We start from the raw sequence: 25,826 nt of genomic DNA, 5'->3' as shown, positions 1-25,826 counted from the left end.
CAAGTTGTGCCACTATAAAACTTCCTCTCATTGTTTGTCTCGTAACTTCAATGATACACGAAATTTTATAGTGGCATTTTTTTATTTGAATTTAGATGGCTAACTTGATTGTACAATTGGCCACATATTTATTTATAATGCAATCGAGATTGTGAAGGATTACACTTAAACTAACGGGGCAGGTTAGTTGAACAAGGAAAAAGTTCATTTAATGTTATAATCATAAAAAAAACAAGGGGGTGTTTAGTTGGATTACCTTCCAAAGAAAAGTGAAATATTGCTTGATGAAGAAACTGAGGAGCAAGAATTTGTTAAAATAATTAATTCCATTTACAAACAGGAATGTTATATCTATGCCATTATTCCTGAATGGGAAGAAGAGTTATTTAAAGAACTTTCAAATAATTTTATTATAATTAATAAGTTTCCGTTCCCTCTAACACGCATTTTCCCAAGAACAATAGGGTTTTTAGGGTATGTGAAAGATAGGAAAAAACAATATGTATACGAATTTTACTTACGGTCTACAACAATGGACTTAGTGTTTTCAGAGACTGATGTATCTCAACATTTAAATATATTAAACAAGAAGAATATTGATATTTACAACATATTTGAATCAAATAAAATCCCTCACATAACCATTGGTCCTGATGGTCAATGGCTAAATATAGTTGAGTATTGAATCATTCCTTACTGAACTAACGGGCGCGATTGTGGGTGCGAAATGTTCCTAACTCAAATGAAATGTGGTCACACAATTTCGGTAAAGGTTAGGCAGTTTTAGGTTTCCTAAAACTGAAGGATTATGTCGAGAAGTCGAATGAGGAGGTAACGCTCTGAAAGGCTTCCCCTGCGTCGAGTAGCACGCTGATTAGTAAGGAAAAGCGTGTTATAAGCTCGGCTAATAGGCGTGAGAATTTACCGTAACAGTTTGGCTGACGAAAGCCTACCCGATGGGGTGGTGTAAATCATGATGCTTGGGTTGAACAAATATGGTGAGAATGCAATGTAAATACAAGAACATACTGTATTGCTGACGAACCTCTGAATGTACAGGTCTAGACGCGCATTTTATAGAAATATAATTACTACCATATGTAGGGTTAGCTATGGATGAGTAAGAATCCGCAATATAAAAATCCATCTTGTGTTACAGGCACATGCAATGCTAACAGGCTCATAGGAGGCACCTAAGTTTGTTCCATAATAGATATAATTCAACATTGTAAGCTGATAACGTGGAGGGCTTACTCTCGATGATGCGGTGAAAAGGAAAAGAATCGTGAGATTAGCGATTGTATAACTTTTCTTTATATCAGTGAAAGTGGTGGCACAGTACCGTCGAAGCGTGTAATGAACGTGGAGGGATAGCCACTAGACTAGTGAAAGATTCATTCAACCATGCAAGACAGTTCTTATACGATTAATAAGGTTCTTGTAAGACTAATAGAGGTTCAGCTCCAAAGGAGCCACCGACTTGTTAAAACGTAAGAAACTGAGGCACAACGAGTATTATGATATGCAATATCATTTCGATTCTCTATACGCTCAGAGTGCTAATGGTCAAAATTTTTATGGGTTACTCGATTTAATGCAATCCGATGAAAACATTCGATTAGCTTATCGCAATATTAAACGAAATACTGGCAGTAAAACATGTGGATATGATGAACTAACGATTGAAGATATTAGTCACTTAACCGTTGTAGAAGTTGTATCTACGATACAAGGAATGTTTGGACGTTATTCCCCCAAAGCCGTTCGAAGGGTATTTATCCCGAAGGCGAATGGGAAAACACGTCCTTTAGGGATTCCGACTATTTGGGACAGATTGTTCCAACAGTGTATTCTTCAAGTGCTTGAACCCATCTGTGAAGCAAAGTTTTATAAGCACAGCTATGGTTTTAGACCAAATCGTAGTACACATCATGCGAAAGCCAGGTTCGAGACACTCATTAATCGGGCGTGTCTATATCACTGTGTGGACGTCGATATCAAAGGATTTTTCGACAATGTAAATCATGCCAAACTATTAAAACAAATGTGGTCACTTGGTATCCGTGATAAAGCATTACTCTCTATTATTTCACGTCTCTTAAAAGCCGAAATTATAGGAGAAGGATTCCCAACCAAAGGCACCCCACAAGGGGGAATATTATCGCCCTTGTTATCTAACATTGTATTAAATGAACTGGATTGGTGGATTAGTCATCAATGGGAAAGCTTTGAAACACAAAAGTCTTATCAATCATATGCTGGCAGATACAATGCATTGAAAAAATCGAATCTGAAACACTGTTATATTGTGAGATACGCTGACGACTTCAAAATACTATGTCGTACTCGTTCGCAAGCGATAAAAATGCATTATGCAGTGAAGGATTTTCTTCAAACAAGGCTTCACCTTGAAATTAGCGAGGAAAAATCTAAAGTGGTGAACTTAAAGAAAAACTCTTCAGAGTTTTTAGGGTTTCGTATTAAAGCACATCGAAAGCGAACCAATAAAAGAACGCTGTATGTCGCCCGATCCCATATGACCAAAAAGTCACTGGATAATGCACAGGTAAAGCTTAAACAAGCAATAAAGGTGATCCAGAAACACCAATCACCTGAGAATGTTTGGCGATTCAATACGATAATAATGGGAATACAAAATTATTATTCCGCAGCATCTCACATTACAAAAGACTTAAATGAGCTGAGCGGTCGTCTTAATAAAGCGTTATTTAATCGTTTAAACGAAATGAGGAAAGAGGCAACGTTCCAGGAATTCACAAAAACCTTACAAAAACGGTATAAAGGGTACGAATGTAAACTTTATAAAATAAAAGGATCGGTCATTGTTCCCGTTCATGCCCAACGTTGTAAAGTAAATCTTAATTTCTCACAATCCATCTGTAACTACACTACCGTAGGTAGAAATAAAATTCATCAAAGTTTGCGAGCAATTAATAAACAGGTACTTGCTTATGTGATGAAGCAATATATACCAAGTCGTTCCATTGAATATAACGACAATCGGATTAGCCGATTTATTGCACAATACGGAAAATGTGCTGTTACAGGTATTGAATTAGGTCGGAACGACTGTCACTGTCATCATAAAATCCCGTTTCACCTAACTCAAGATGATTCATATGGGAATTTAATGATGGTAAATGAGCAAGTCCATCGTCTCATTCATATGAGAAATCGAGAGAAAATACACGTGCTTTTAAACGTTCTAAAGTTAAATGTAAAACAACTTGAAAAGGTCAATGAATTGCGTAGGTTATGCCTGAACGAAGCAATCTGATTCTACATTTCATCTTGCATATACATAAAAACAGTGAATGAATTGGATTAGTTGGAACGCCGTATGCGATGAAAGTCGCACGTGCGGTGTGAAGTGGGGGAAAAGCTGGCGATAACTTCAAAAGTTTACCTATCACTATAAGAAGCTTATTAGTAGTCGCTTAGTTGATCGGAGCGGAAGCCGGCTCCGGGAGGATCAGTGGGACAGGTGAAACACCCATCGAAGCGTAGCGAAGAGGTGTGGTTCACCGTCCGCCCATAGGACACGCGTCCGGCTGCAACGCAGAACAACGTTCTCAAAAGCTAATTAACCGACTCCAAGTAAAAATGCTATCTTTCATTACGAAAGATAGCATTTTTACATGGTTTAAAGAATTTACACCCACTCCACTACATCCTCCAACGAACGTCGTGTTTTCGGACGCGCAGGATCCGCTTGACGATAACCAAACGCTGCCAATACAGACGGCATAAACTCTCCATCTCCAAGCAACCCTTCATCTGCCAGCACCTTCTCAAGCCCAACAGGACTATGGCGTGGAATCTATACCGATCATTGCAGCTGCTGTCAACATATTACCAAGCGCAATATACGTCTGCTTAGATGACCAATCCAACAATGAACGTTCAGTATCTAAAATATTATTAAGCTCTTGGAAATTCTTATAGTGGCCAGACACCGTTTCAATCATTCCAGCCGGCATCTGCTGAATGTCTTTCATTTGGCTGATTAAGTACTCAGAGTCATAGCGCACACCTTTACGAGCAAGCAAAATGATGAAATGGCTCGCAGTTCTTAACTTTTCAACTGCGCCAGGGCAGACAGGCATTAACTTATCACGCATTTCAGGACTCTGTACGACTAGAAACTTCCAAGGCTCTGAACCTAATGAACTGGGTGATAGTCTGCCTGCTTCGAGAATATAAGCGAAGTCTTCATCCGAAATTACTTTTGTTTCATCATATAACTTTGTCGCATGACGAAATTGAAATGCATCGAGTACTTGTTTCTTGATCTGTTCAGTCTGTGTTCTCAATTAAATCACGCCCTCAGTAAATACATATTCTTCTATCTTACGAATAGGGGAGAGTAAACTCAACTTACTAGACTACAGACGAAAAAACCGATTGGAGTAAAATATCCAATCGGTTGAAATAAATTAAAATACTTTATCGCCATTGAAAATAGAATTCTTTACAATCACATAGTCAACAGTGCGGATCGAGCTTAATGTCTTGCCGCCTGAATAGGAAATAGCAGACTGAAGATCTTGCTCCATTTCAATCAATGTGTCTTTCAATGGTCCCTTATATTCCACGAACATTTTTTTGCCCTCAACATTCTTCTTTTCGCCTTTTTGGAATTCAGAAGCCGAACCAAAATATTCCTTATATAATTGACCATCTTGCTCCACAGTCTGTCCGGGAGATTCCTCGTGACCTGCGAATAATGAGCCAACCATGACCATGCTTGCGCCAAAACGTACAGATTTAGCGATGTCGCCATGTGTGCGAATTCCGCCGTCTGCGATAATTGGTTTAGATGCAGCTTTTGCACATAAGCGAACAGCCGCTAGTTGCCAACCGCCTGTGCCAAATCCTGTCTTGATTTTCGTAATGCATACTTTCCCTGGCCCGATACCGACTTTCGTTGCGTCAGCACCTGCATTCTCCAATTCACGTACAGCTTCAGGTGTGCCAACGTTACCTGCAATGACAAAGCTCATCGGCAAATGCTTTTTGATATGCTGGATCATGCGGATGACTTGATTGGAATGACCGTGTGCGATATCGATGGTGATGAATTCAGGAACTTGTGCATCAATCGCCAATTGCTCAACGAATCCGTACTCTTCTTCTTTAACACCGACACTGATCGACGCAATTAAACCGCGAGCGTGCATATCTTTGATGAAATCTACTCGTGTTTCAGGATTGAAACGATGCATTATATAGAAATAGCCTTCCTCTGCTAATTGAATCGCAATTTTTTCGTCAATAATCGTTTGCATGTTAGCGGGAACGACCGGTAAACGAAACGTGTGACCACCTAACATAACGGATGTATCACATTCTGAGCGGCTTTCTACCACACATTTTGCTGGAACTAGCTGTATATCTTCATAGTCAAATACGGTTTCCATTACAATCACCTCTATAAACGAATGTTTTTATAAAATCATGTTGGATTGTTCGTCCTTTTGTAATTTACATGATTTTCAATTCGATGTCAACGCTCTCATAGCAATTTCCTCTTGAAATGTGACACAGTCAGTAAGACGACTAGGGTTGCGATAAACAAAGTAATAGCGTAAGGAATCCATAAGTCTAATGGTGTCAGTTCACCAGTTAATAGTTTGTGCGAAGCCGTCAGTAGTTCAAGGGGATTCCATTTAGCTGAATTCGGAAATATAGCTACAATAAATAAGAAAATCACGACAAGTAATGTGACGAGTGTTCCGCCATAAGGCGTCGCGAATAAAGTGTTGCCCCATAATGTAACCGCTAGTAAAAGTATGCCGAATACATAAAGACAACTAGCTGCAAATAGTAGATGGTGCAGTTGACTTTGATCCCAGTAATAAGCGGTATAAGCGTATGTGATAGTGAATGCCAGCGCGATAGCTAGCGTCCAATAACAAAGTGCCATAAAGAACTTTGTCGTAATGACGGTGCTGCGGCGTAATCCTTTCGTCAGCAAAATCACTAGCGTACCTTTCTCCAGCTCCTTCGACATCATCGTACTGAATAATAGAATAAACACGATCAATCCCATTTGTGGAACGTTTTTATAGAATTGCATCCAAGAGTCAAGTGCGCTAGGTTCAGGCAGATTGACGAATGCACCTTCAGGCATGAATTGTTCAAACAGAAGGGGAGTGATTTTTGCCGTGAAAGGGTTCAATATACCAAGAATCGAGAAAATGACTATAATCAGCAATAGCTTATACGACTTTACACTTTCGAACCATTCTTTCTTTAAAAAGCCGAGCCACTGGTTCATTCCAGCACCTCCAATACTAGTTGCTCAAGTAAACGTGTTCGAGGATGCATCGATTGGATGAGGATATTTTGGTTGATGAGTGCTTGCATGAAAGCCATCTGTGAACTATCGTCATGTAAACTTACAATTAATTGGTTGTTCTCTACCTTCATGTCAAAGGCAGTGTGTTGCAAGCGTTCCATCACTTCGTCTGCACATATGGAAAAAGTAAAGACGAATTGTCCTGTGGATTGTTGTTTCAGATGAGCCAACTCATCTTGGAATATAATAGTACCTTCATGTAACATGGCGACGTGATCACAGATTTGTTCTGCGTCAGAAACGATATGCGTGGAGAAGAAAACCGTTGTTTCCGCTTTCGCCTTTTGTAGAATAGAAAGAATTTGCGCACGACCAGCTGGGTCCAGGGCGGAAGTCGGTTCATCGCAAATAAGAAGTTTCGGTTTGTTTAGTAATGCTTGTGCGATTCCCAGTCGTTGTTTCATTCCTCTTGAATACGTGCTAATTAAAGAATGAGTTCCTGCTAACCCTACCAATTCAAGTAATTCAGCAATTCTTTCTTGGCGTTCTATTTCAGCTATATTTGTAATGACTGCACATAACTCTAAATACTGCGTTGCGGTATAGAATGGATAAAATTCAGGAACGTCCGGCAAGTAGCCAACATATTGATTGGACTTGGTTTCCCCGAACGTCACGGGTTCACCTGCAATCGTGATAGACCCAGCATTGAGCGGTAACAAACCGAGCATACATTTCATCAGTGTCGTCTTGCCCGAGCCATTGGCACCGACAAATCCAAAAATAGTATGTTCGGGGATATTGAGATGGATATCTCGTAACACTTCATGGTTCCCAAATCTCTTCGTTACTCCATTAATTTGTACGACCATCGTGATCACCTCTTCCGAAAACGAAATATATCAACGGTCCGATAAATTGCACTAATAGAACGATCAACAACCACATTACTAGATTTCCGAAGCGGTAATGCGGATGACGAACGACGTGGATCGCTGAAAAGATAGCTAGACCTAGTTGTAAAATAATGAGTGGAATTAAAAATGGCAAGTATTCTATTAGTAAAGCCATATCTGTATTCATGAACACCCCTCCAATCCAAAGCGTAGTCTTTGTTGTAACTCCTGCATTTCATCGTCTTGTTTAAATGACTCAAAGAATGGCGCATCCATCGACTCTAGTATGGATTGCTTGATAATTTCGGTATTGCGTGGTGCGTTTGTGCCTAAATCCAATTGTTTTAACCAACTTTCCAGCAAGTCGAAGTATTCATCACCGCGTAATGAAAAAGGAAATAGATCATGAACACATACATCTACATACTTCTTTAAGTATAGATAGAGTAACGTTCGGTTGGATGAAAGGGCTGCACATTGTGCTACGCTAAAATAAAATTGCAAGCACACATTTGGATGGAGTGTCCGCATCGAATATAGCTCAATTAATCCTTCTATTCGGTGGATGGTTTCATTAAATAGTTGTTCATTTGAAGCGGAAAGTCGTAAATAGAGAGGACTGCTGCCAACAAGTTGAATTACGTTTTGATACATCATGACTTGAATGACACGCATCGCTTCCTCTTGGTCGCCCAGTTGTTCATGGGCGGTAGCTAGCAGAATTTCATCACCAATACTCGGCTTGATGACGCCGTCCAATAATTCCAATGTCGTTTCAGGACGCGCCTGCATCAATGCGACAGTTGCACGCAAAGAATTTGCTTGTCGCAATACCCAGACATCTTCACTCAGTTGACCAATCCGTTCCAGCCAGCAATCAGTTTTTTGCAACACAGAATGACTATCTTCGCTCAGCATATGATGGTTGAGCAATAAAATACTCATTTGCAGCAGGAATGCAGGATCGTGATAGTAGATTTTGACTTGTGATTCTACTTCCGTATAGACATGCGAAAACGGTTCTTTACCAAAGCGGGCAGCGAATTCGTAATAGTGAGTTTGAATGGCTTCTTTAGAAAGTTGCCGTTCATAGCCAAGTAATTCATCAACCGTAAGTTCAAAATAAGAAGCAATTTGAGGTAGCAATGTAATATCCGGATAGCTCAATCCCTTTTCCCATTTAGAAACGGAGGCTTTCGATACCAGACAGTGAGCAGCTAGTGTATCTTGAGTAATCTTAAGTCGCTTTCGTTCCTGTAAAATAACAGCGCCTATTCGTAGCATGGATTCACACCTTTCTCTTCTATTTCAGTTTACGGTAAAGCGACTGTTGATTCAATCAACTGTTAGATGATTTACGAAGCGAAGAGTCAACTGAGTAGAGTTATGTAGAAGAACACAAAAAAGCCGGTCTATGAAAGACCGGCTTCTCGTCATACGCTTATTGATTCGAAAGCTTCTAAAATATTCTTTTTTGGTTTTGCTTGATATTGAAGAACCTTATCAGTCGCATCGTATGAATCTCCATAGAAATCTTGGTCTTTGTAGGTGTGAATTTCTTCGTAGGTTGTTTTCATCGCGCTGAATACTTCTTTTTCATCCGCTTTTGAAGACTGCGGGGGTGCCCAGTATAGAATTTCGAGGATTGTTTGTTCACCAGTTGCCAATGAACGACGGTTATAACCAATATTCCGTGCGTGCGTGAAGTCTTCACGTGCATAGAACTTCAGTCGTTTCTCAGTATCTGGTTCTGATTCGTCTACTGGTTCAACTTCCAGTAAAATAGGTTTGTTCTTGGTTTTCAACGAATCCAATAGTTTTTTTCCTAACCCTTCACCACGTGCGGCTGAAGATACGAAAAGATAGTCAACGAAAACGAAGTCTTCCGTCTCAACGTACATTAATACGTGCTTCGGACCTTCCTCTTTATAGTAGACATTGCTCTTGTCATTCAGTAATGTCTCCATATGTTCCTGTGACTTCATCTCTTCAATCGGAAAATACTCTTTTAATTTGTTGTACCAATGCATGTGTTAAATTCTCCTCCGTAGGTAATCTAGTGTACCAGGAGCTTTTTGTTTGGGGTTCAAACAATAGTGAGGAAAAAAGTGGTCAGAAAAAAATCCTCTTACCTTAGTATACTCTTTTATGGGAGAAAATAAACCTTTTTTTATAAATAAATTTAACTTTTTTATTATAATAATAAAACCAGATGGAAGATCTAGATCTCCCGTCTGGTAAGTTTGTGCTTTATCTACGCCCTTTAGCGCCTGAATAAGCCTCTTTCTTTTTCTTTTCATTCATCACTGTTTTTACTACAGGATATAACACCATTCCCCATTTTACTAACTTTTTAATTACTCTAATCATATGCTTTTCTTCCTCTCGGTTTTGGAGTTGTTATAAGTAACTTCCCCCGTTAACTCGCTCGTTAAACTTTTATTCAAGGGATTTCGGCACGGAAGTGGGGTGTTCTATTTCTGTAAATAGAGTGGAACTCTCAATGATCGGCTTAGTCTCTTTGGTAATGGGATGATCGAGATTCAGTTGGCTACTCATTTCTTCTAACGTCAGCTGAAGTCTTGCAATGTCTTCTTTCGTTGCGTATTGCTTGCGGTCGACTAAAACATAGCCGAGCTGTCCACTCATTTCTATAGTCGCCCATTTTACATCGTCAATTCTTTCGATGCTATTTTGCCGTAAATGCATTTCTAATTCATCCACAGTTAAACGGAGTTTTTTCATCGTAGATACTTTAAGAATCCCATTTTCGATCACGACTTTTGATCTTCCTCGTAAAAGCCCTTCGAAAGAATTCCACTTCAATGCCAATAGTTCAAAGAAAAAAAGTGTCAGCACTAAAATAAATGAAAGCAAAAGAGTTTGCCATAAATTTTTGCTTGCTACAGGTTGAATTAGCAATGTACCAACCGCGATCATCAATACGGTTTGCCCAATCGTCATTTGAGATATAGACTTGCGTCCGGAAATATGCAAAAGCAGTATTCCCGTCACGATAATGAGTACCGCTTTCCAAATTGAATCGAAATCCATTATGCACACGCCTTTTCGTGAGTTTTCTTTAGTATGAGAAAATCTCTACGGAGTATGCGTGAAGATTGTGAATCCTTATTCAATGTATCTCCGTATAACAATAAAGGAGTGATGGATATGAGACAAGATATTCATGAAAGACAATATACCTTGCAAGAAAAAAGAATGAATCATAGACGACTGCTCAAACGTTTGGAGCAGACAAGTGAAAAACTACTTGCTATGAAGAAAACGCGTGATCAACTTCACCGCCAACTGACAAAAGAGCAACAAGATGTTGTGAAGCTGGGTAAATTTTCATTTGCCAATAAAATCAGTGAATGGACAGGTACGTGGGATGAAAAAATGAAAAAGGAAATTGAAGAAGCTGCTCAAGCAGAATTGAAGTTTAACGAAGCAGAAAAGAACGTCATAGACTTGTCAGAAGAAGAGCAAGACTTACGAAAGAAGCTAGAACATCCTGACTTCATGTACATTGTGGAAGACTGGGAGGATTTACTGAGAGAAAAAGAGTCGTGGATCCGTATGAATGATTCAGTGGCCAATCAAACATTACAGAAAATAGCGGATGATCGGGTGCGAGTATTCGCGATGGTGCGTGAAATTGACGAAGCACTGGAAGCCGGAGAAAAAGCAAAACGTGCACTGGATGGTGCGATGAAAAAATTAGATTCAGCAGAAGGTATATCGATGTGGGATACTTTTTTAGGTGGAGGAATATTCGTCTCCGCACTCAAGTACTCTGAAATCAATAGCTCTGATGATCTGGTACAACAAGCTCAGCGTGCACTGCGTCATTACGAAACGGAGCTTATGGATGTTCAAGATGCGGCGACCGATTCATTCCAAGTGAATCAAAATGACATCTTTACATTTACAGATGTGTTTTTTGATAACATCTTCTCTGATTGGATGGTTCATACACGTATTACGGATGCAAAAAAGAAGCTGCACACCGTCCTGCAAGATGTCCGACGTATACAGGACCAACTAACAAGAAAGCGTGTAGCTTCTGAAGAGGAAATACGGCGGCTTGATCAACAACAAGATGATATTATCATGTCATAATCGTTAAATACGTGTCAGTGTCTTGCCCAAGTAGCCGAATAATACAGTCAATACGGGACTCAATAAACAGAAGAACGCAAACGGCAAGTACGCAATGGTCGGTACTTCGAGTACGGTCGTGATGAAAATCCCTGCCACGCTCCATGGCACAAGGGGATTGATGACCGTTCCCGCGTCTTCCATTACACGGCTCAAGTTTTTATTCGCCAATCCGACCTTCTCGTAACTGGATTGGAAGGCCTGACCAGTTAATAAGATAGATAAATACTGCTCACCGATCAAAACGTTGATACCGATTGCAGTAAGTGCAGACGTCAAAATAACGGACGACACTTTACGTAATGCACTTTCAATTTTCGCAAGTAAGCACTGGACAATTCCTAATGTGAACAGCATGCCGCCCATACTAAGTGACAGTAACACAAGCGAAATCGTGAACATCATGCCTTCCATTCCGTCACTGCGAGACAATAATTCATCCACGACTGCAACGCCTGTAGATCCTTCATAACCACTAAATAGAATACTTAATACTTCGGATGCTCCATAAAAGGTATGGATGTAGGCAACAATAATAGCAGACAATGCACTAACAGCCAGCGTCAAAATTGCTGGTACTTTGACGAATGTCAAAATGATCAGCACGGCTACAGGGATCAACGTATACCAATGTATTGAGTTAGTGCCAATTAATGCATCACTGTATTTCTCGATTGTCGTAAAATCACTTGATGTTACATTGGGCGATAACACACCAAATAAGATCAGTGAGATGAAGAACGCGGGAAATGTTGTCCATCCCATATTGCGTATATGTTCAAATAAGTCTACACCGACAATCGAAGAGGCCAAGTTGGTTGTATCAGACAACGGTGACATCTTATCTCCAAAAAATGCGCCCGAGACAATCGCACCTGCCGCAATAGGCAAAGAAAGCTCTAAAATATGTGCCATACTGATAAATGCTACACCGATCGTAGCGACAGTTGTCAATGAACTACCGACAGATAAGCCGATAATGGCCGTGACGATGAACACGATGGCATAGAAAAACGTTGGCGTAATGATTTGGAGTCCAGCGTAGATCAGGGTTGGAATCGTACCACCCATCATCCAGCTACTCACGAGAACTCCGATGAAGAAGAACAAGAACACTGCGCTCATTCCAGAACTTGCTCCTTCCACCAAACCACGTTCCAACTCTTTGTAGGAAATCTTCTTCCATAATCCGTAGCCAAATAATAAAAGAATAGCAAATAAAATAGGTACATGTGGTACAGAATCAAATACTATGATGCTAGCACTGATCATCGCCACGATTAGCACAGTCAGGATGACCGACGCTTTAAAGGTTGGCAAATGAATCGCCTTAATTGGAAACATACTCATGACCTCCTGTAAATGTAGAAAAACTCCTTTCATCCCCTTAAAGGACGAAGGAGTACTTCGCTCTGTCTATTTGCTGTTGCGAATAAAACATGGAAGATATGGATTCATTATATAATAGATTGCTCTTTATCTATATAGATAGTTAACGTTTTGAATTTTATCACGTCGGAAAGATAAGTCAATAGAGGGATAGACCGATTATCTTCACGCTGGAAAATGTAAAGCAATAGAAAGCATTATAAGTATTCAGCTGTTGTGAGAAGTGATCCGCTTCTAATAACAGTCTTTTTAGTGTATAAAACCTGTGTTCTGAACCATACCACATGTTATTTTATTGCCTTTTTTCAACATATTTCGCGAAGGCAGTTAGTGGTGAAATATTTAGGGTAATAATAAGTAGTAACTATATATAGAAAGGAATGAGTATTTGTGACAACTGCACAAGAAGTTGCTCCTCATCCAGAGAAGCAGAAACGTAATCTAAAGGGATTGTGGATACTCTTGGCATTCGCCGCACTCATAACCATCGTTTTACTTCCTAACCCGGCAGATCTACCTGTTGTTGGACAAAGAGCACTAGCTATCCTAGCCTTCGCAGTAATCTTATGGGTGACGGAAGCCGTGCCGTATCCTGTTAGCGCAGCCATGATACTCGGCTTAGCTGCAGTACTTCTTGGCCTCGCGCCAAATATGGAAAACCCCGAGGAGCTACTTGGGACGAAAAACGCCTTGAGAATGGCATTGGCCGGATTCTCGAGTCCTGCTGTTGCATTAGTGGCGGCCGCATTGTTCCTCGCAACCGCCATGCAGACGACCAACTTGCATAAAAGATTAGCACTTTTCATTCTATCGAAAGTTGGCGTTAAGACGGGTGCTATTATCTTTGGTTCCATCGTCGTATCAATCGTCTTGGCGTTCTTCGTACCAAGTGCAACGGCACGTGCTGGTGCTGTCGTGCCGATTTTGCTTGGGATGGTCGCAGCATTCGGATTGCCAACAAACAGTCGATTGGGAGCATTGCTCGTCATCACGGCTGTTCAATCCGTTTCAATCTGGAACGTCGGTATTAAAACCGGTGCTGCACAAAATATGGTGGCACTCGGATTTATTGAGAAAGAGTTCGGTGTATCCGTTGCGTGGAGTTCTTGGTTCTTGTATGCAGCTCCATGGTCTATTCTGATGTCGATCGCTTTATTCTTCATCATGAAATTAGTTATTAAGCCGGAAACACAAGTAGTAGAAGGTGGTAAGGAATTGATTGAAGGCCAATTAAAAGAATTGGGCAAAATCAAAGCTTCCGAATTACGCTTAATTGTCGTTGCAGTTGCTTTACTTTTCTTATGGGCGACAGAAGAAAAATTGCATCCATTTGATACAACGACTGTCACCATTGTTGCCATTGCGATATTACTGACACCGAAGATCGGTGTATTCGACTGGAAAACTGTTCAGCAAATGATTCCGTGGGGAACGATTGTCGTTTTCGCAGTAGGGATCTCATTGGGTACACTATTACTAGATACAACAGGTGCGCAGTGGTTGTCTGATAAAGTGTTCGGCGCGATGGGGTTAGATACTATGCCGTTGCTCGCAACGATTGCTTTGTTGTCACTGTTTAATATTTTGATTCACCTCGGGTTTGCCAGTGCGACGAGCTTGTCCTCTGCACTGATCCCGATATTTATTGCATTAGCAACAACGATTTCCCTAGATGTCAATCAAGTCGGATTCGTTCTGATTCAACAGTTCGTCATCAGTTTTGGGTTCTTGCTTCCAGTCAGTGCGCCACAGAACATGCTGGCATATGGAACAGGGGCATTCACGGTAAAGGACTTCCTGAAGACAGGCGTTCCGCTTACGGTCATTGGGTACTTGCTCATCTTGTTACTCAGTGCGACTTACTGGCAGTGGATTGGACTTTTATAAGACTAGGCGTAATGAAAGCAGAGACTGAGGATGTCTCTGCTTTTTTACGTAGATGAAACGCAGCATAGCGCCCAAAACAATCCTTCCCTTACAAAAACAACCGCCACAGGACAAAACTCTGTGGCGGTTGTTTTATTACATACACTTCTATGAACGAGTAGGTGCTGGAATAGGCAAGTCTGTATCGGGTTCTACAGTTGCGGCTTCCATTACTTCAGACTCGATGGACTTACCTAACACATAATACTCGGTTTCTTCTTGTGTCAAACTGTTATAGCGCTTACGGATGACCACATAGAAGATCACACCGACAATTGACCAGGCGAGTAATAGTAAGTAAGAAGGTGTTGTAAGTGCTGCAGGTGAAGTTGGCACAAGTAGCAATGCCAAGAAAGCCCCACTTGCAATCATACCTAGTAATGCTAAAAACTTTTTCAACGGTTCGATCTCACGTCCCATTTCTTCTTTGCCCCATGCCAACACTTTAAATGCTGCGAGACAAGTGAAGAAGTAGGCTACAGATACACCCGTTGATGACATATCTACGATCCATGTCAATGCTTGACGACCAAACCATGGAGTCGGCAATGTGATTAAGGCCACGAACCAAATACCCCATTTCGGTGTTTGGTTTTTAGTCATCCCACGGAAGAAGTTAGGTAATGCACGTGCACGCGCCATAGAAAACAATAGGCGGCTGGATGACATGAAGAATCCATTCAAACCTGTAAAGATTCCCATGACAATCGCTACTGCCATAACACCTAATCCTCCAATACCGAGTGCAGAACGAACAACTTCTCCTGTCGCCCATAAATCACCGCTTCCGATATTCGCTGATGCAGGGAATGTCCAGCTAGTCAAACCAATCATGATTGCATAAATCAAAAATGAAGTGAACAGAGATGCAATAATTAGCATAGTGGCTTTGCGAGGTGAGAAATTGAATTCTTCCGCTGCTTGCGGCACATTATCAAATCCGACGTATGCCCAAGGCGCAATGGCCAATACTACAAGTATAGAAGTAATTATCGACTGGTTACCTTTAAACAGTGGTTGCAAATTCTCAAGTGGTTGATCGGCCCCAGCGAATGTGAAGATACCGAGTACTACGACACCGGCAACGAGCAAGACACTGAAATAAAATTGAATTTGTCCTGAAATACTTGTTCCTGTTGTGTTGATGAAGGCGAAAGCTAGAATGAGCAAACTGGCAATGATGATTTCAGGTATGTATACGTCCCATCCCGCAACGCTATAAAGAAATCCTTGTTTCATAAAACCCGGCGCTAAAAACTTAAGTAATAAAGTAAGTGCAGAAGCATTCAAGGCGACGATAGATATATATCCAAGTGACAAGAACCAACCACAGATAAATGCCCACACTTTGCCTGCTGCTATAAAAGCATATGTAAATCCGCCTCCGGAAACCGGAAACTTTTTAATCATTACACCATAACTTGAAGCGATGATCATCATAACTAGAGCACCAATTCCCAAACCGATGATTGCTCCGAGTGGCCCTGAAGATCGAATCCAGTCTCCTGGTAGGATAAATGCTCCCCAACCGACTGATGAGCCAAGTGCGATGGCAAACACCCATGATGGCTTCAATGTTTTATTTAATTTCCTTCGTGCATTCTCAGATCCTTGATCCATGTGATCCAACCCCTAATTAATAGTATAGCGATTGTATGCCCTTTCTTTATTGATTCAAAACGTATTCAATCGATATTGTTATATCAATATCTTATAGGCAAACTATTTAGTTTTATTAGTTAATTCTGTATAGTGTAATAGTGAGTGTTGCAAGCTCTACATGTTGACAGAGTCTATCAAATCTTTTATGATTCTAAACAACAAATACTTATAAGAATAGTGGGGTTTTATAAATGAAAAAAGTACTTTTACCATTTATGCTCGTTTTATTGGCCGCTGTTTTAGTTGCCTGTGGCGGTAAAGAAGAAAGTAAGCCCAATGACTCCGCTGAAAAACCGGCAGGGCAAGACGGTCTGCTAGAAGAAGTTCTCGCAAACGGTGTACTCAATGTAGGAACAGAAGGAACTTATGCACCTTTTTCTTTTCACGATGAATCGGGGAAGTTAACAGGATATGATGTAGAAGTCACACAAGAAATTGCAAAACGATTAGGCGTGGAAGTAAAGTTTTTTGAAACACAATGGGATGCTGTTTTCGCAGGCCTAGACGCTAAGCGATTTGACATGATTGCCAACCAAGTCGGCATCAATGAAGAGCGCAAGGAAAAGTACGAGTTTTCCCAAGCTTATACACATTCAAACTCTGTTTTGGTTGTTCGTGCAGACGAGGATATTGCGTTTGACGGTATGGAAGGTAAGAAAGCTGCTCAGACACTGACTAGTAACTATGGGCAATTAGCGAAAGCAAATGGCGCAGAAATTATCAAAATCGATGGGTTTAATCAAGGTGTCGACTTGGTAATTTCCAAACGTGTGGACGGCACATATAACGATAAACTATCTGCACTCGATTATTTAAAACAAAAACCGGATGCTCCAATTAAAATTGTTGAGGAAGAAGAAATTTCCGAAGACAATCAATCGGAAAGTGCTTTTGTATTTAGACAAGGAAACGAAGATCTAATTGAAGAAATAAACAAAGCGTTGGATGCGATGCGTGAAGACGGTACATTGAAGACGATCTCCGAAAAATGGTTCGGCGAAGATGTATCTTAATACGATTGCACTAAGTCCCGAACGGATACAGAGATTCCAAGAAATCGCATCAACGTCCATCGGGCCTTTGATTGAAGGGGCTATTAAGTATACAATTCCTTTGGCAATCATCGCATTTAGTATTGGACTGATTATCGCCATCTTTACTGCATTGGCGAGGATCTCTTCTAACAAACTCTTAGAAGCAATAGCGCGGGTGTATGTATCGATTATCCGTGGAACACCTTTGCTTGTACAATTATTCATTATCTTTTACGGTTTGCCGACGATTGGTATCACAATTGATCCATTCCCATCAGCTGTCATAGGATTTTCATTGAACGTCGGTGCGTATGCATCGGAAATTATTCGTGCGGCTATTTTATCTATCCCAAAAGGGCAATGGGAAGCGGCCTATTCAATTGGAATGAATTATTCTCAAGCGTTGCGTAAGATTGTCTTACCTCAAGCAGCTCGTGTATCGGTTCCACCACTTTCTAACTCTTTTATCGGATTAGTAAAAGATACTTCACTTGCTGCGACGATTTTAGTAGCCGAGACATTCAGAAGAGCCCAGGAAATTGCCTCCATGAATTATGAATTCCTATTCGTTTATATTATGGCCGCTCTTGTCTACTGGGTGATTTGTTTCATTCTGTCTATATTCCAAGGGAGAATTGAAAAACGTTTGGATCGCGTTGTCGGTAAGTCAGGAGGGTTATCATGATTTCGATACAAGGACTGAAAAAGTCATTTGGAGATTTAGAAGTTATTAAAAACGTGGACTTGGAGATAGAACAGGGTAAAGTGGTCGTTATTATTGGACCATCTGGATCCGGTAAGTCCACGTTGCTACGTTGTTTAAATGTACTTGAAACACCGAACGGCGGAATACTTTCGATAGACGGTCAAAAATTGGACTTCAATTCCTCTGTTTCTAAAAAGTCGATCAGTGCATTTCGTCAGCTAACGGGAATGGTATTTCAAAGTTATAATCTATTCCCGCATCTGACGGCAACAGGCAATGTGACGGAAGGACTTACTACAGTCAAAAGGTTGTCACACAAAGAAGCCGTTCTAAAGGCAGAATCGCTGCTAGATAAAGTGGGACTGGCTGATCATAAAGAGAAGTATCCTTTCCAACTCTCTGGCGGTCAGCAACAGCGTGTGGCCATTGCCCGAGCACTTGCGATGGACCCGAAAGTTATGTTGTTCGACGAACCAACTTCTGCCCTTGACCCCGAGCTCGTTGGAGAAGTACTTCGTGTCATGAAGGATTTGGCCCATGAAGGCATGACGATGGCTGTGGTCACACATGAAATGAGATTCGCTAAAGAGGTTGCTGATGAAGTGATCTTCATTGATGACGGTATCATTGTAGAACGTGGTGCGCCTGCTGAAATCTTCACGAATCCACAACATCAACGAACGAAGAAGTTTTTGAGTTTATTACAAGTATAACTAGAGAAAACGCTTGGCTCCTAAAGGGGAGTCAAGCGTTTTTTTGCGCGCTGAATAAGTGACGGTGTAATTTGAGTGCCTGCTCATAGAAATCGCGTAAGTGATCATAGATTCCCCGCGAGCGCTCTATTACGCGTGGTGACCGCTCTATCAAAGCCCGTAGTCGCTCTATCACATCGCGAAACCGATCATAGAACAGCTACGAGCGCTCATAAAGCTTTTATTCAGGGTGCCAGCGATACGTATCAAGCGAGATCCGTCCGCTTTCGTTGAATTGAACGCCTTCCGAAATTAATCGCTCTCGCTGTGTGTTTCCTTTATCCTCTGCATGATCTGGAGTGGAGATTCCTCCTTGGGCATTGATGATGCGGTGCCACGGAAGGTCATATTTGGCGCTCATAGAATGTAAAATACGTGAGATTTGTCTTGCGCCACGGGGATTACCGGCTTCCGAGGCTACTTGACCATACGTCATGACATGGCCTGGCGGAATCGCTTTAATAATCGCTACGGCCTGTTCAGTAAAAGCTTCCATAGCTATGAAAACCTCCTTTTTACTAAAGTTTAGCATAGAACTTAGTGAAGGTCATATCATCATTCAGATGACATCGAATGGCATTATGGTATTATTTATGTACAGACAGAAAGGAGAATATAAATGAGCTCCAATACACTTGAATATGCAATAACACTAGATCAACAAGATTCATTAGCCCCGTACCGGAAGGAATTTTATTTGTTGCAAGATAAAATTTACATGGATGGAAATTCACTGGGCTTGCTGTCCACGCGTGCAGAGAAGAAACTATTCGAATTGCTAGAATCCTGGAAGACTTTAGGGATTGATGGCTGGACCGAAGGAAAGCACCCATGGTATTTCATGGCAGAACAACTAGGGGATAGAATGGCGCCGTTAGTTGGAGGGGAAAAGTCGGAAGTGATCGCGACAGGATCTACTACAACGAACTTGCATCAAATGGTCTCTACCTTTTATCGACCTTCAGGAAAGCGCACGAAAATATTGGCGGATGAATTAAACTTCCCATCAGATATTTATGCACTGCAAAGTCAGATTCGAGTACACGGTCTCGATCCGGAAGAGCATCTAGTTCGTGTGAAAAGTGAAGACGGGCTCACGCTTGATGAAAATCGAATTATCGATGCAATGACAGATGACATCGCATTGATTGTGCTTCCTTCTGTCCTATATCGCAGTGGTCAAGTGTTGGATATGAAAACGCTTACTCAGGCAGCAAGGGAAAAAGGAATTGTAATCGGATTTGATTTGTCCCATTCAATCGGTGCGGTGACTCATGAACTGCATAACTGGGATGTGGATTTCGCTTTTTGGTGTACATATAAACACTTAAACGGCGGTCCCGGAGCAGTAGGCGGGCTATTCATCAATGAACGTCATTTCGGCAAAGAGGCAGGTCTTGCTGGATGGTTCGGCTCGGATAAAACAAAGCAATTTGATATGGATCACACGATGACAGCAGCACCAGACGCAGGGGCATACCAAATCGGTACTCCGCATGTATTGAGTCTAGCTCCTTTACTCGGCTCGCTTGAAATGTTTGAGGAACTTGGAATGGATAAAGTCCGCGAGAAGTCATTGGCACTGACACGTTTCATGCTGGATTGTATTGACGATGAACTGCAAGAGTATTCGTTTGGTATCGGCAATCCACTAGATGATTCCCGTGGCGGACATTTATTATTACAGCATAACGAGGCGGCAAGAATTTGCCAAGCATTGAAAGCGCAAGGCGTGGTTCCTGACTTCAGAGCACCTGATGGTATTCGATTAGCACCGGTTGCGTTGTACAATTCATTTGAAGATGTGTGGGAAGCTGTACAAATACTTAAAACAATTATGAAAGAAGAGTTATACAAAGAATTTCCGAATGAACGTGGGGTGGTTGCATGACAAATCAGTGGATTGATATTACACAACCATTGAATCAGCATATCGCGGAGTGGCCAGGAGATACGCCTTTTTCTTATGAAGTAGCGGTATCGAAAGAACAATCCGGTTCTGTTAACATTGGAAAATTAACGATGAGCACGCATATTGGCACACATACGGATGCTCCTTTTCATTATGACAATGATGGGTTAAGAATTTTGGAGCTGCCCGTGGACTTATATATTGGTAAGGCTTGTCTAGTAGACGTGACAGGCGTTAGTTGCGTAACACGGGCTGATCTAGAGCCACTGGACTTTGGCGGTGCTGAACGTCTTTTATTGAAAACGGGAAGTCATCCGACACCAACGAAGTTTCCCCAGAGTTTTACAGTGATCGGTGAAGACGTCGGACCGTTATTGAAAGAGCGTGGTATTCGTCTGATTGGTGTGGATACACCTTCCGTTGATCCGGAAACCAGTAAAGAATTATTAGGCCACCATTCGTTATATCGTAATGATGTCATCATTATCGAAAATCTAGTTTTGCATTCATTGGAAGTAGGGCACTATGAATTGATCGCATTACCATTAGCATTGGAAGAGGCGGATGGAAGTCCTGTCCGTGCAGTTGTCAGGAGGCTGGAGTCATGAAGGAGAAAGGTATTCATACGGATTTTAGGGAGTCGATGACGTATGGCGAGTATTTGCATTTAGACAAGGTACTATCGAGTCAAGAGCGTCTGTCGGGTCATCATGATGAAATGTTGTTCATCATTATTCATCAGGTGAATGAACTGTGGATGAAGTTAATTTTACATGAGCTTGAAACGGCGATTGAATCAATTCAGCAAGATGAATTGCCTGAGGCGTTCAAAATGCTTGCGCGTGTTTCGAAGGTACAAACCCAAATTATTCAAGCGTGGGATGTGTTGGCTACATTGACACCTGCCGAGTATATGGAGTTTCGTGACAGTTTAGGAAAGGCATCAGGCTTCCAATCCTATCAAAACCGTTTGATTGAATTTGCATTAGGTTATAGGCAACCACAAATCATTAAAATCTATGAAAAAGATTCAGAGCTATCGGAACGATTGGCGAAAGCGTATAAAGCCCCTGGGATTTATGATGTAGCGATTCAAGCACTCGCACGTGCGGGCTTTGCTATCAACCCTGCATTACTCACACGTGACTTTTCTGTTACCTATGAAGGGGACCCAAGTGTTGCGGCTGCGTGGCTTGAAGTATATCGCGATGTAGATCGCTATTGGGATTTGTATCAATTAGCGGAAAAGCTAGTTGATATCGAAGACAGTCACCAGCAATGGCGCTTTAGACATATGAAAACAGTGGAGCGCATTATCGGCTTTAAGCAAGGGACAGGTGGATCTTCTGGTGTTCATTATTTAAGATCTGTACTAGATCATCGCTTCTTTCCAGAGCTATGGGACGTACGGACTAAAATTTGACAGACTGGCAAGCTAGCGATTATGATTAAATTTACAATAATCTGAAAATGGAAAGGTGGTATGTATAATGACGAAGAAGTCGATTAGCTATGTAGTGATGGCATTTGCACTAGTTTTGCAAATTGCTATTATGCCGTTCCAAGCTTCTGCTGCAGATCCTGAAAAAGCCCCTACGTGGATTTCTCCTATCAATTATTTAGCACTAGGGGATTCATTGGCAGCGGGTGTCACACCAACGAACGAACTGGGTATAGGGTATACCGATCTTTTAGCAGAAAAATTGGCTAAACAGGAAGTATTACTAGCAAGCAATAAAGGGTTTTCATATCCAGGCTATAAAACGGCCGATGTATTGAAGGATTTTGAAATGGACGTCACGAAGCCGATTGTCGGTATGGGACACTCCGATCAAACAGCTACTCTTCATCAATCGGTGAAAGAAGCTAACCTCATCACATTAACTATTGGAGCAAACGATGTATTGCCGAATATCAAGTTTGATGATAAGGGTACGCCGGTGTATAATTCAGGTGAACTAACAGCTGCCATGATGAAGGTCGGCACGAACACACAGCAGATCCTCGCAAAGATATATGCTTTGAATCCCGATGCACAAGTATATGTGATGGGCTATTACAATCCATTTCCTTACTTAAGTCCACAAAACCAGCCTATGGTCGAACAGTTGGTCATGTCAATAAATAGTGCGATTAAAAGTGGACTGACAGGAACTACAGCACAGTTTGTAGAGACGGCAAAGCAGATCGCTGAAGATCCTTATACGTACTTGCCTAATCCTGAAAATATTCATTTGAGTCAAGCAGGCTACAAAGTAGTAATGGAAGCTTTCCACAAATCATTGATGGAGAACTACTCATGGTTTGCTAAAGACGCATTTACAGTTACAGCAAAAGATGCGACGACAGTAGAGTTAAACTGGGTACCGGTCATTGATACGGGAATGATTTCAACGTACCAGATTTTTAATGGCGACAAAATGGTAGGTGAAGTGATGTCTCCTATAGTAACGTATGAAATCACGGATCTACAGCCAAATAAAGAGTATCATTTCTCTGTTCAAGCCGTTGATCAAAACGGTAAAAAGAGCATGCAACACTTGAACGCTAAATACACACTAGACAAAGAGCCAGTAGAACCTACAGTGATGTTTACGGATATTACAAATCACTGGGCAAAAGATGTTATTGAAATGGCCGCAATGAAAGGTATCGTCAGTGGCTATGCGGATCATACATTCCGCCCTGACAAATCGTTGACGCGTGCGCAAGCTACATCTATCTTGGTCCGCGCACTGAATCTTAAGCCGAAGAGCACAAAATGGGCATTTAACGACTTAGCAGACTATGCCGACAGCACAAAGAAGGATATTCAAGCAGCTTACGACTATGGTTTAGTCAGTGGAGTGAATGGCCACTTCATGCCAAATCAGCCCATTACTCGCGCGCAGTTAGCGCTAGTACTAAGTCGGACATATGAAGTAGCAACTGGCAAACCATTCACGCCAACAGTTGCTGCACCATTTACAGATATCAAAAAGTTTTCGAAAGATACGCAATGGGCCATTGCAGGTCTTTACCAGATGAATATCGCAACAGGGGACAATGGCAAGTTCATGCCAAATGATCCTACGACGCGTGCACATGCTGCGAAGATGATTGTTCATTCAATGGAAGCTATTGCACAATAAACAGTAATAAAGTAAAAACCAAAAGACCAACCCCAGTATAGAGGTTGGTCTTTTGGTTTTGTTTAATTTTAGAACATCACACTAGCTCGAAATTGATCAACAGTGCTAGTTAAGCAAATTTCTTACGCGGTGTTTTCTTATCCACTACAGCAGCCCCTACAATATCTCCCATGACGTTGGAAGCAGTACCTGCCATACCAATTAATGCATCGACTCCGGCTATTAATGCCACGATTTCAAGTGGGAGACCAAACATGGTCAGTACAGCGGATAGCGTGACCAATCCCGCAGCAGGAACACCTGCAGTGCCAATGGAAAGCAATGTTCCGATTGCAATAACAGTGATCAAGTCTCCAACTGATAAGTTCAGATTCGTAATATTCGCTGCGAAGACGATGGAAATACCCATCCGTAATGCACCACCGTCAGAATTGAAGACTGCACCAAGTGGTAGAGCGAAGTTCGCTGTATTCTCGGAGACACCCGCTTTCTTTGCGGATTCAATAGCAATCGGCAATGATGCAATACTACTTGAAGTGAAAAATGCAGTTGTATAGGCATCCTTCGTATTGCGATAAAACGGTAATACAGGATTTCCAAACAGTTTCAGGAATCCGCTGTATACAAAGAGCCAGAGAATCAATATGCCTAGATAGAAGACCCCAACGAATGAAAGTAATCCAAGGAATGTTTCCAAGCCTTGTTGACCAAAGGCCGTGGCACTGATTGCGAAAATACCAATAGGTGCGTATAATAAGACGCCATCAAGTATTTTATAGAACATTGTATTTAGTGCACTAAAGAAACGATCAAGCAAATCACCCATCTCAACAAGTTTCGTATCTTTAGAAAACTTCATTGAAGACATGGCCATGCCAATAATGACCGCAACAAATAAAATTGCCATCAAATCACCAGCTGTAAAGGCTGCGAAAATGTTTTTTGGTACGATTTGCAATAGAACTTCCGAGAATCCCGGGGTAACTGGTGGTTCTACAACTGCATCAGTAGGCAGTGTTAAATTATTTCCCGGTTTGATCCACATAGCCAATGTTAATCCGATCAATACCGCTGCGGCAGTTGTTACTGCATAGTATAGAATGAGTTTCCCGCCCATTTTACCTAGCTGGGCTAAATTCATTTGATTGACGGCCATAACAACTGTAAGAAAAATGACTGGGATCGCAATAAGGCTGAGTAAATTTAGCAGCAATGTCCCAAATGGCTCGAGGAAAGTAGTATATTCATTAAAAAAGATGCCGAGTAATGTACCGGCGATAAATCCAATTGTGATTTTAGCAACAAAAGGTGTGTTCTTATATTTATTCCAAATAGGGTTCACTCTCCCGTTCGTATCGTTATTATTCAAGTAGATCATTTCATCATATCATATAGATGCGAGAAAGTTATATTCATTAACATCCATTTACTTTACTTTTTATTGCAATAAGCTTAAAATAATATTAATGGTTAGGCACCCTAACTAATTAATTGAGGAGAAGAACATATGAAAAAATCCCAACAGTTTTTCACTGAGTATATTCAGTTTTATCGTCCTGTGTTGAATCGTTTAAATACATTGCTGGCACCCTATCAATTATTTCATTCGCAGTGGGGCATACTAAAGTTACTGTGGTTTGAAGGCGAAATGACTTCCGCAGAAATAGCGGTACGCAAACAAGTGGAGAAACCGAGTGTAACCAAAATCATTCAACGCTTATTGGAAATGGAAATGGTAACTATCCGACCTGGAACAGATCGAAGAGAAAAATGGATTGTATTAACACCAAAAGGAGAAGCTACGGTTATCAAGGTGATGGCCGACTTGGAAGTATTTTACGAAGGATTACTTGAAGGCGCTACACGAGAAGATATAGAAGCAGGTATCCGTATTATGAAGTTAGCTAACCAAAATCTACATAAATAAGAGAGTGA

General features: G+C 41.2%; 23 protein-coding genes and 1 pseudogene. 12 read left to right on the top strand and 12 right to left on the bottom strand.

Features of this window, described 5'->3' with window-relative positions:
* The first annotated feature begins 247 nt into the window (after positions 1 to 247).
* Both CSV69_RS06835 and ltrA read left to right on the top strand, forming a co-directional pair.
* Entirely contained in the window at positions 248 to 685 is a 438-nt protein-coding gene (locus CSV69_RS06835) for a hypothetical protein (protein ID WP_099693006.1), read from the top strand.
* Between the two features lie 837 nt (positions 686 to 1,522).
* A complete protein-coding gene (gene ltrA, locus CSV69_RS06830; protein WP_099693010.1) occupies positions 1,523 to 3,298 on the top strand; it encodes a group II intron reverse transcriptase/maturase in 1,776 nt (591 codons plus the stop codon).
* A gap of 375 nt (positions 3,299 to 3,673) precedes the next feature.
* Here the strand turns inward: ltrA and CSV69_RS06820 are convergent.
* From CSV69_RS06820 to CSV69_RS06785, 8 genes and pseudogenes are all read right to left on the bottom strand, one after another.
* Positions 3,674 to 4,334: pseudogene (locus CSV69_RS06820) on the bottom strand (NAD(P)H-dependent oxidoreductase).
* A 123-nt stretch (positions 4,335 to 4,457) separates the two neighbouring features.
* Complete coding sequence (gene guaC / locus CSV69_RS06815; RefSeq protein ID WP_085132109.1) at positions 4,458 to 5,441, bottom strand: GMP reductase; 984 nt, start codon at positions 5,439 to 5,441, stop codon at positions 4,458 to 4,460.
* Between the two features lie 95 nt (positions 5,442 to 5,536).
* Positions 5,537 to 6,301 carry an ABC transporter permease gene (locus CSV69_RS06810; protein WP_099624881.1) on the bottom strand — a complete coding sequence of 255 codons (765 nt, stop codon included), beginning with the start codon at positions 6,299 to 6,301 and terminating at the stop codon, positions 5,537 to 5,539.
* Complete coding sequence (locus CSV69_RS06805) at positions 6,298 to 7,194, bottom strand: ABC transporter ATP-binding protein (protein ID WP_099624880.1); 897 nt, start codon at positions 7,192 to 7,194, stop codon at positions 6,298 to 6,300. The genes CSV69_RS06810 and CSV69_RS06805 overlap by 4 nt, the downstream gene beginning before the upstream one ends.
* Positions 7,178 to 7,405 carry a PLDc N-terminal domain-containing protein gene (locus CSV69_RS06800; protein ID WP_099624879.1) on the bottom strand — a complete coding sequence of 76 codons (228 nt, stop codon included), beginning with the start codon at positions 7,403 to 7,405 and terminating at the stop codon, positions 7,178 to 7,180. Before CSV69_RS06800 ends, CSV69_RS06805 begins: the two co-directional genes overlap by 17 nt.
* A complete protein-coding gene (locus CSV69_RS06795) occupies positions 7,402 to 8,502 on the bottom strand; it encodes a helix-turn-helix domain-containing protein (RefSeq protein ID WP_085427560.1) in 1,101 nt (366 codons plus the stop codon). The genes CSV69_RS06800 and CSV69_RS06795 overlap by 4 nt, the downstream gene beginning before the upstream one ends.
* A gap of 149 nt (positions 8,503 to 8,651) precedes the next feature.
* A complete protein-coding gene (locus tag CSV69_RS06790) occupies positions 8,652 to 9,248 on the bottom strand; it encodes an N-acetyltransferase (RefSeq protein WP_099624878.1) in 597 nt (198 codons plus the stop codon).
* A gap of 409 nt (positions 9,249 to 9,657) precedes the next feature.
* Positions 9,658 to 10,272 carry a DUF421 domain-containing protein gene (locus CSV69_RS06785; protein ID WP_085427558.1) on the bottom strand — a complete coding sequence of 205 codons (615 nt, stop codon included), beginning with the start codon at positions 10,270 to 10,272 and terminating at the stop codon, positions 9,658 to 9,660.
* Between the two features lie 117 nt (positions 10,273 to 10,389).
* Here CSV69_RS06785 and CSV69_RS06780 point away from each other — a divergent pair, with 117 nt between their 5' ends.
* Positions 10,390 to 11,340 (top strand): hypothetical protein, encoded by a 951-nt coding sequence (locus tag CSV69_RS06780; RefSeq protein WP_085427557.1) that lies wholly within the window; start codon positions 10,390 to 10,392, stop codon positions 11,338 to 11,340.
* A 3-nt stretch (positions 11,341 to 11,343) separates the two neighbouring features.
* On the opposite strand, the gene nhaC is transcribed toward CSV69_RS06780, so the two are convergent.
* Positions 11,344 to 12,723, bottom strand: coding sequence for a Na+/H+ antiporter NhaC (nhaC, locus tag CSV69_RS06775; RefSeq protein WP_099693005.1), 1,380 nt, complete (start codon positions 12,721 to 12,723; stop codon positions 11,344 to 11,346).
* A gap of 435 nt (positions 12,724 to 13,158) precedes the next feature.
* Here nhaC and CSV69_RS06770 point away from each other — a divergent pair, with 435 nt between their 5' ends.
* Positions 13,159 to 14,655, top strand: coding sequence for a DASS family sodium-coupled anion symporter (locus CSV69_RS06770; RefSeq protein ID WP_099693004.1), 1,497 nt, complete (start codon positions 13,159 to 13,161; stop codon positions 14,653 to 14,655).
* A gap of 147 nt (positions 14,656 to 14,802) precedes the next feature.
* On the opposite strand, the gene CSV69_RS06765 is transcribed toward CSV69_RS06770, so the two are convergent.
* Positions 14,803 to 16,314 (bottom strand): APC family permease, encoded by a 1,512-nt coding sequence (locus CSV69_RS06765; RefSeq protein ID WP_099693003.1) that lies wholly within the window; start codon positions 16,312 to 16,314, stop codon positions 14,803 to 14,805.
* A gap of 233 nt (positions 16,315 to 16,547) precedes the next feature.
* Here CSV69_RS06765 and CSV69_RS06760 point away from each other — a divergent pair, with 233 nt between their 5' ends.
* From CSV69_RS06760 to CSV69_RS06750, 3 genes are read left to right on the top strand one after another with little or no spacing between them, the layout of a single operon-like run.
* Complete coding sequence (locus CSV69_RS06760; RefSeq protein WP_085427553.1) at positions 16,548 to 17,369, top strand: amino acid ABC transporter substrate-binding protein; 822 nt, start codon at positions 16,548 to 16,550, stop codon at positions 17,367 to 17,369.
* Positions 17,359 to 18,075, top strand: a complete 717-nt coding sequence (locus CSV69_RS06755) for an amino acid ABC transporter permease (protein WP_085427552.1) — start codon at positions 17,359 to 17,361, stop codon at positions 18,073 to 18,075. Before CSV69_RS06760 ends, CSV69_RS06755 begins: the two co-directional genes overlap by 11 nt.
* On the top strand, positions 18,072 to 18,809 hold the full coding sequence (locus CSV69_RS06750; RefSeq protein WP_099693002.1) for an amino acid ABC transporter ATP-binding protein: 738 nt from the start codon (positions 18,072 to 18,074) through the stop codon (positions 18,807 to 18,809). Before CSV69_RS06755 ends, CSV69_RS06750 begins: the two co-directional genes overlap by 4 nt.
* Positions 18,810 to 19,029: 220 nt before the next feature.
* Here CSV69_RS06750 and CSV69_RS06745 read toward each other — a convergent pair whose 3' ends face one another.
* Entirely contained in the window at positions 19,030 to 19,344 is a 315-nt protein-coding gene (locus CSV69_RS06745; protein ID WP_099693001.1) for an MGMT family protein, read from the bottom strand.
* Positions 19,345 to 19,467: 123 nt separating this feature from the next.
* Between CSV69_RS06745 and kynU the strand changes: the two genes are divergently transcribed.
* The 4 genes from kynU to CSV69_RS06725 all read left to right on the top strand — a co-directional run bounded on the left by kynU (position 19,468) and on the right by CSV69_RS06725 (position 23,891).
* Positions 19,468 to 20,739, top strand: coding sequence for a kynureninase (gene kynU, locus CSV69_RS06740; RefSeq protein WP_099693000.1), 1,272 nt, complete (start codon positions 19,468 to 19,470; stop codon positions 20,737 to 20,739).
* Positions 20,736 to 21,368 carry an arylformamidase gene (gene kynB / locus CSV69_RS06735; RefSeq protein WP_099692999.1) on the top strand — a complete coding sequence of 211 codons (633 nt, stop codon included), beginning with the start codon at positions 20,736 to 20,738 and terminating at the stop codon, positions 21,366 to 21,368. The genes kynU and kynB overlap by 4 nt, the downstream gene beginning before the upstream one ends.
* Positions 21,365 to 22,183, top strand: a complete 819-nt coding sequence (kynA, locus tag CSV69_RS06730) for a tryptophan 2,3-dioxygenase (RefSeq protein ID WP_085427547.1) — start codon at positions 21,365 to 21,367, stop codon at positions 22,181 to 22,183. Before kynB ends, kynA begins: the two co-directional genes overlap by 4 nt.
* Before the next feature lie 67 nt (positions 22,184 to 22,250).
* Positions 22,251 to 23,891: an S-layer homology domain-containing protein gene (locus tag CSV69_RS06725; RefSeq protein ID WP_099692998.1), complete on the top strand. Its 1,641-nt coding sequence runs from the start codon at positions 22,251 to 22,253 to the stop codon at positions 23,889 to 23,891.
* Positions 23,892 to 24,000: 109 nt separating this feature from the next.
* Here the strand turns inward: CSV69_RS06725 and CSV69_RS06720 are convergent, their stop codons facing one another.
* Positions 24,001 to 25,233 carry a dicarboxylate/amino acid:cation symporter gene (locus CSV69_RS06720; RefSeq protein ID WP_233192336.1) on the bottom strand — a complete coding sequence of 411 codons (1,233 nt, stop codon included), beginning with the start codon at positions 25,231 to 25,233 and terminating at the stop codon, positions 24,001 to 24,003.
* A 165-nt stretch (positions 25,234 to 25,398) separates the two neighbouring features.
* Here CSV69_RS06720 and CSV69_RS06715 point away from each other — a divergent pair, with 165 nt between their 5' ends.
* Positions 25,399 to 25,818 carry a MarR family winged helix-turn-helix transcriptional regulator gene (locus CSV69_RS06715; protein WP_099624870.1) on the top strand — a complete coding sequence of 140 codons (420 nt, stop codon included), beginning with the start codon at positions 25,399 to 25,401 and terminating at the stop codon, positions 25,816 to 25,818.
* The last annotated feature ends 8 nt before the right edge of the window (positions 25,819 to 25,826 follow it).

Origin of the sequence: Sporosarcina sp. P26b (assembly GCF_002743245.1) — a bacterium.
Lineage (GTDB): Bacteria > Bacillota > Bacilli > Bacillales_A > Planococcaceae > Sporosarcina > Sporosarcina ureae_C.
The sequence above is the reverse complement of the archived record's forward strand: the minus strand, read 5'-3'. Positions and strand labels throughout refer to the sequence as shown.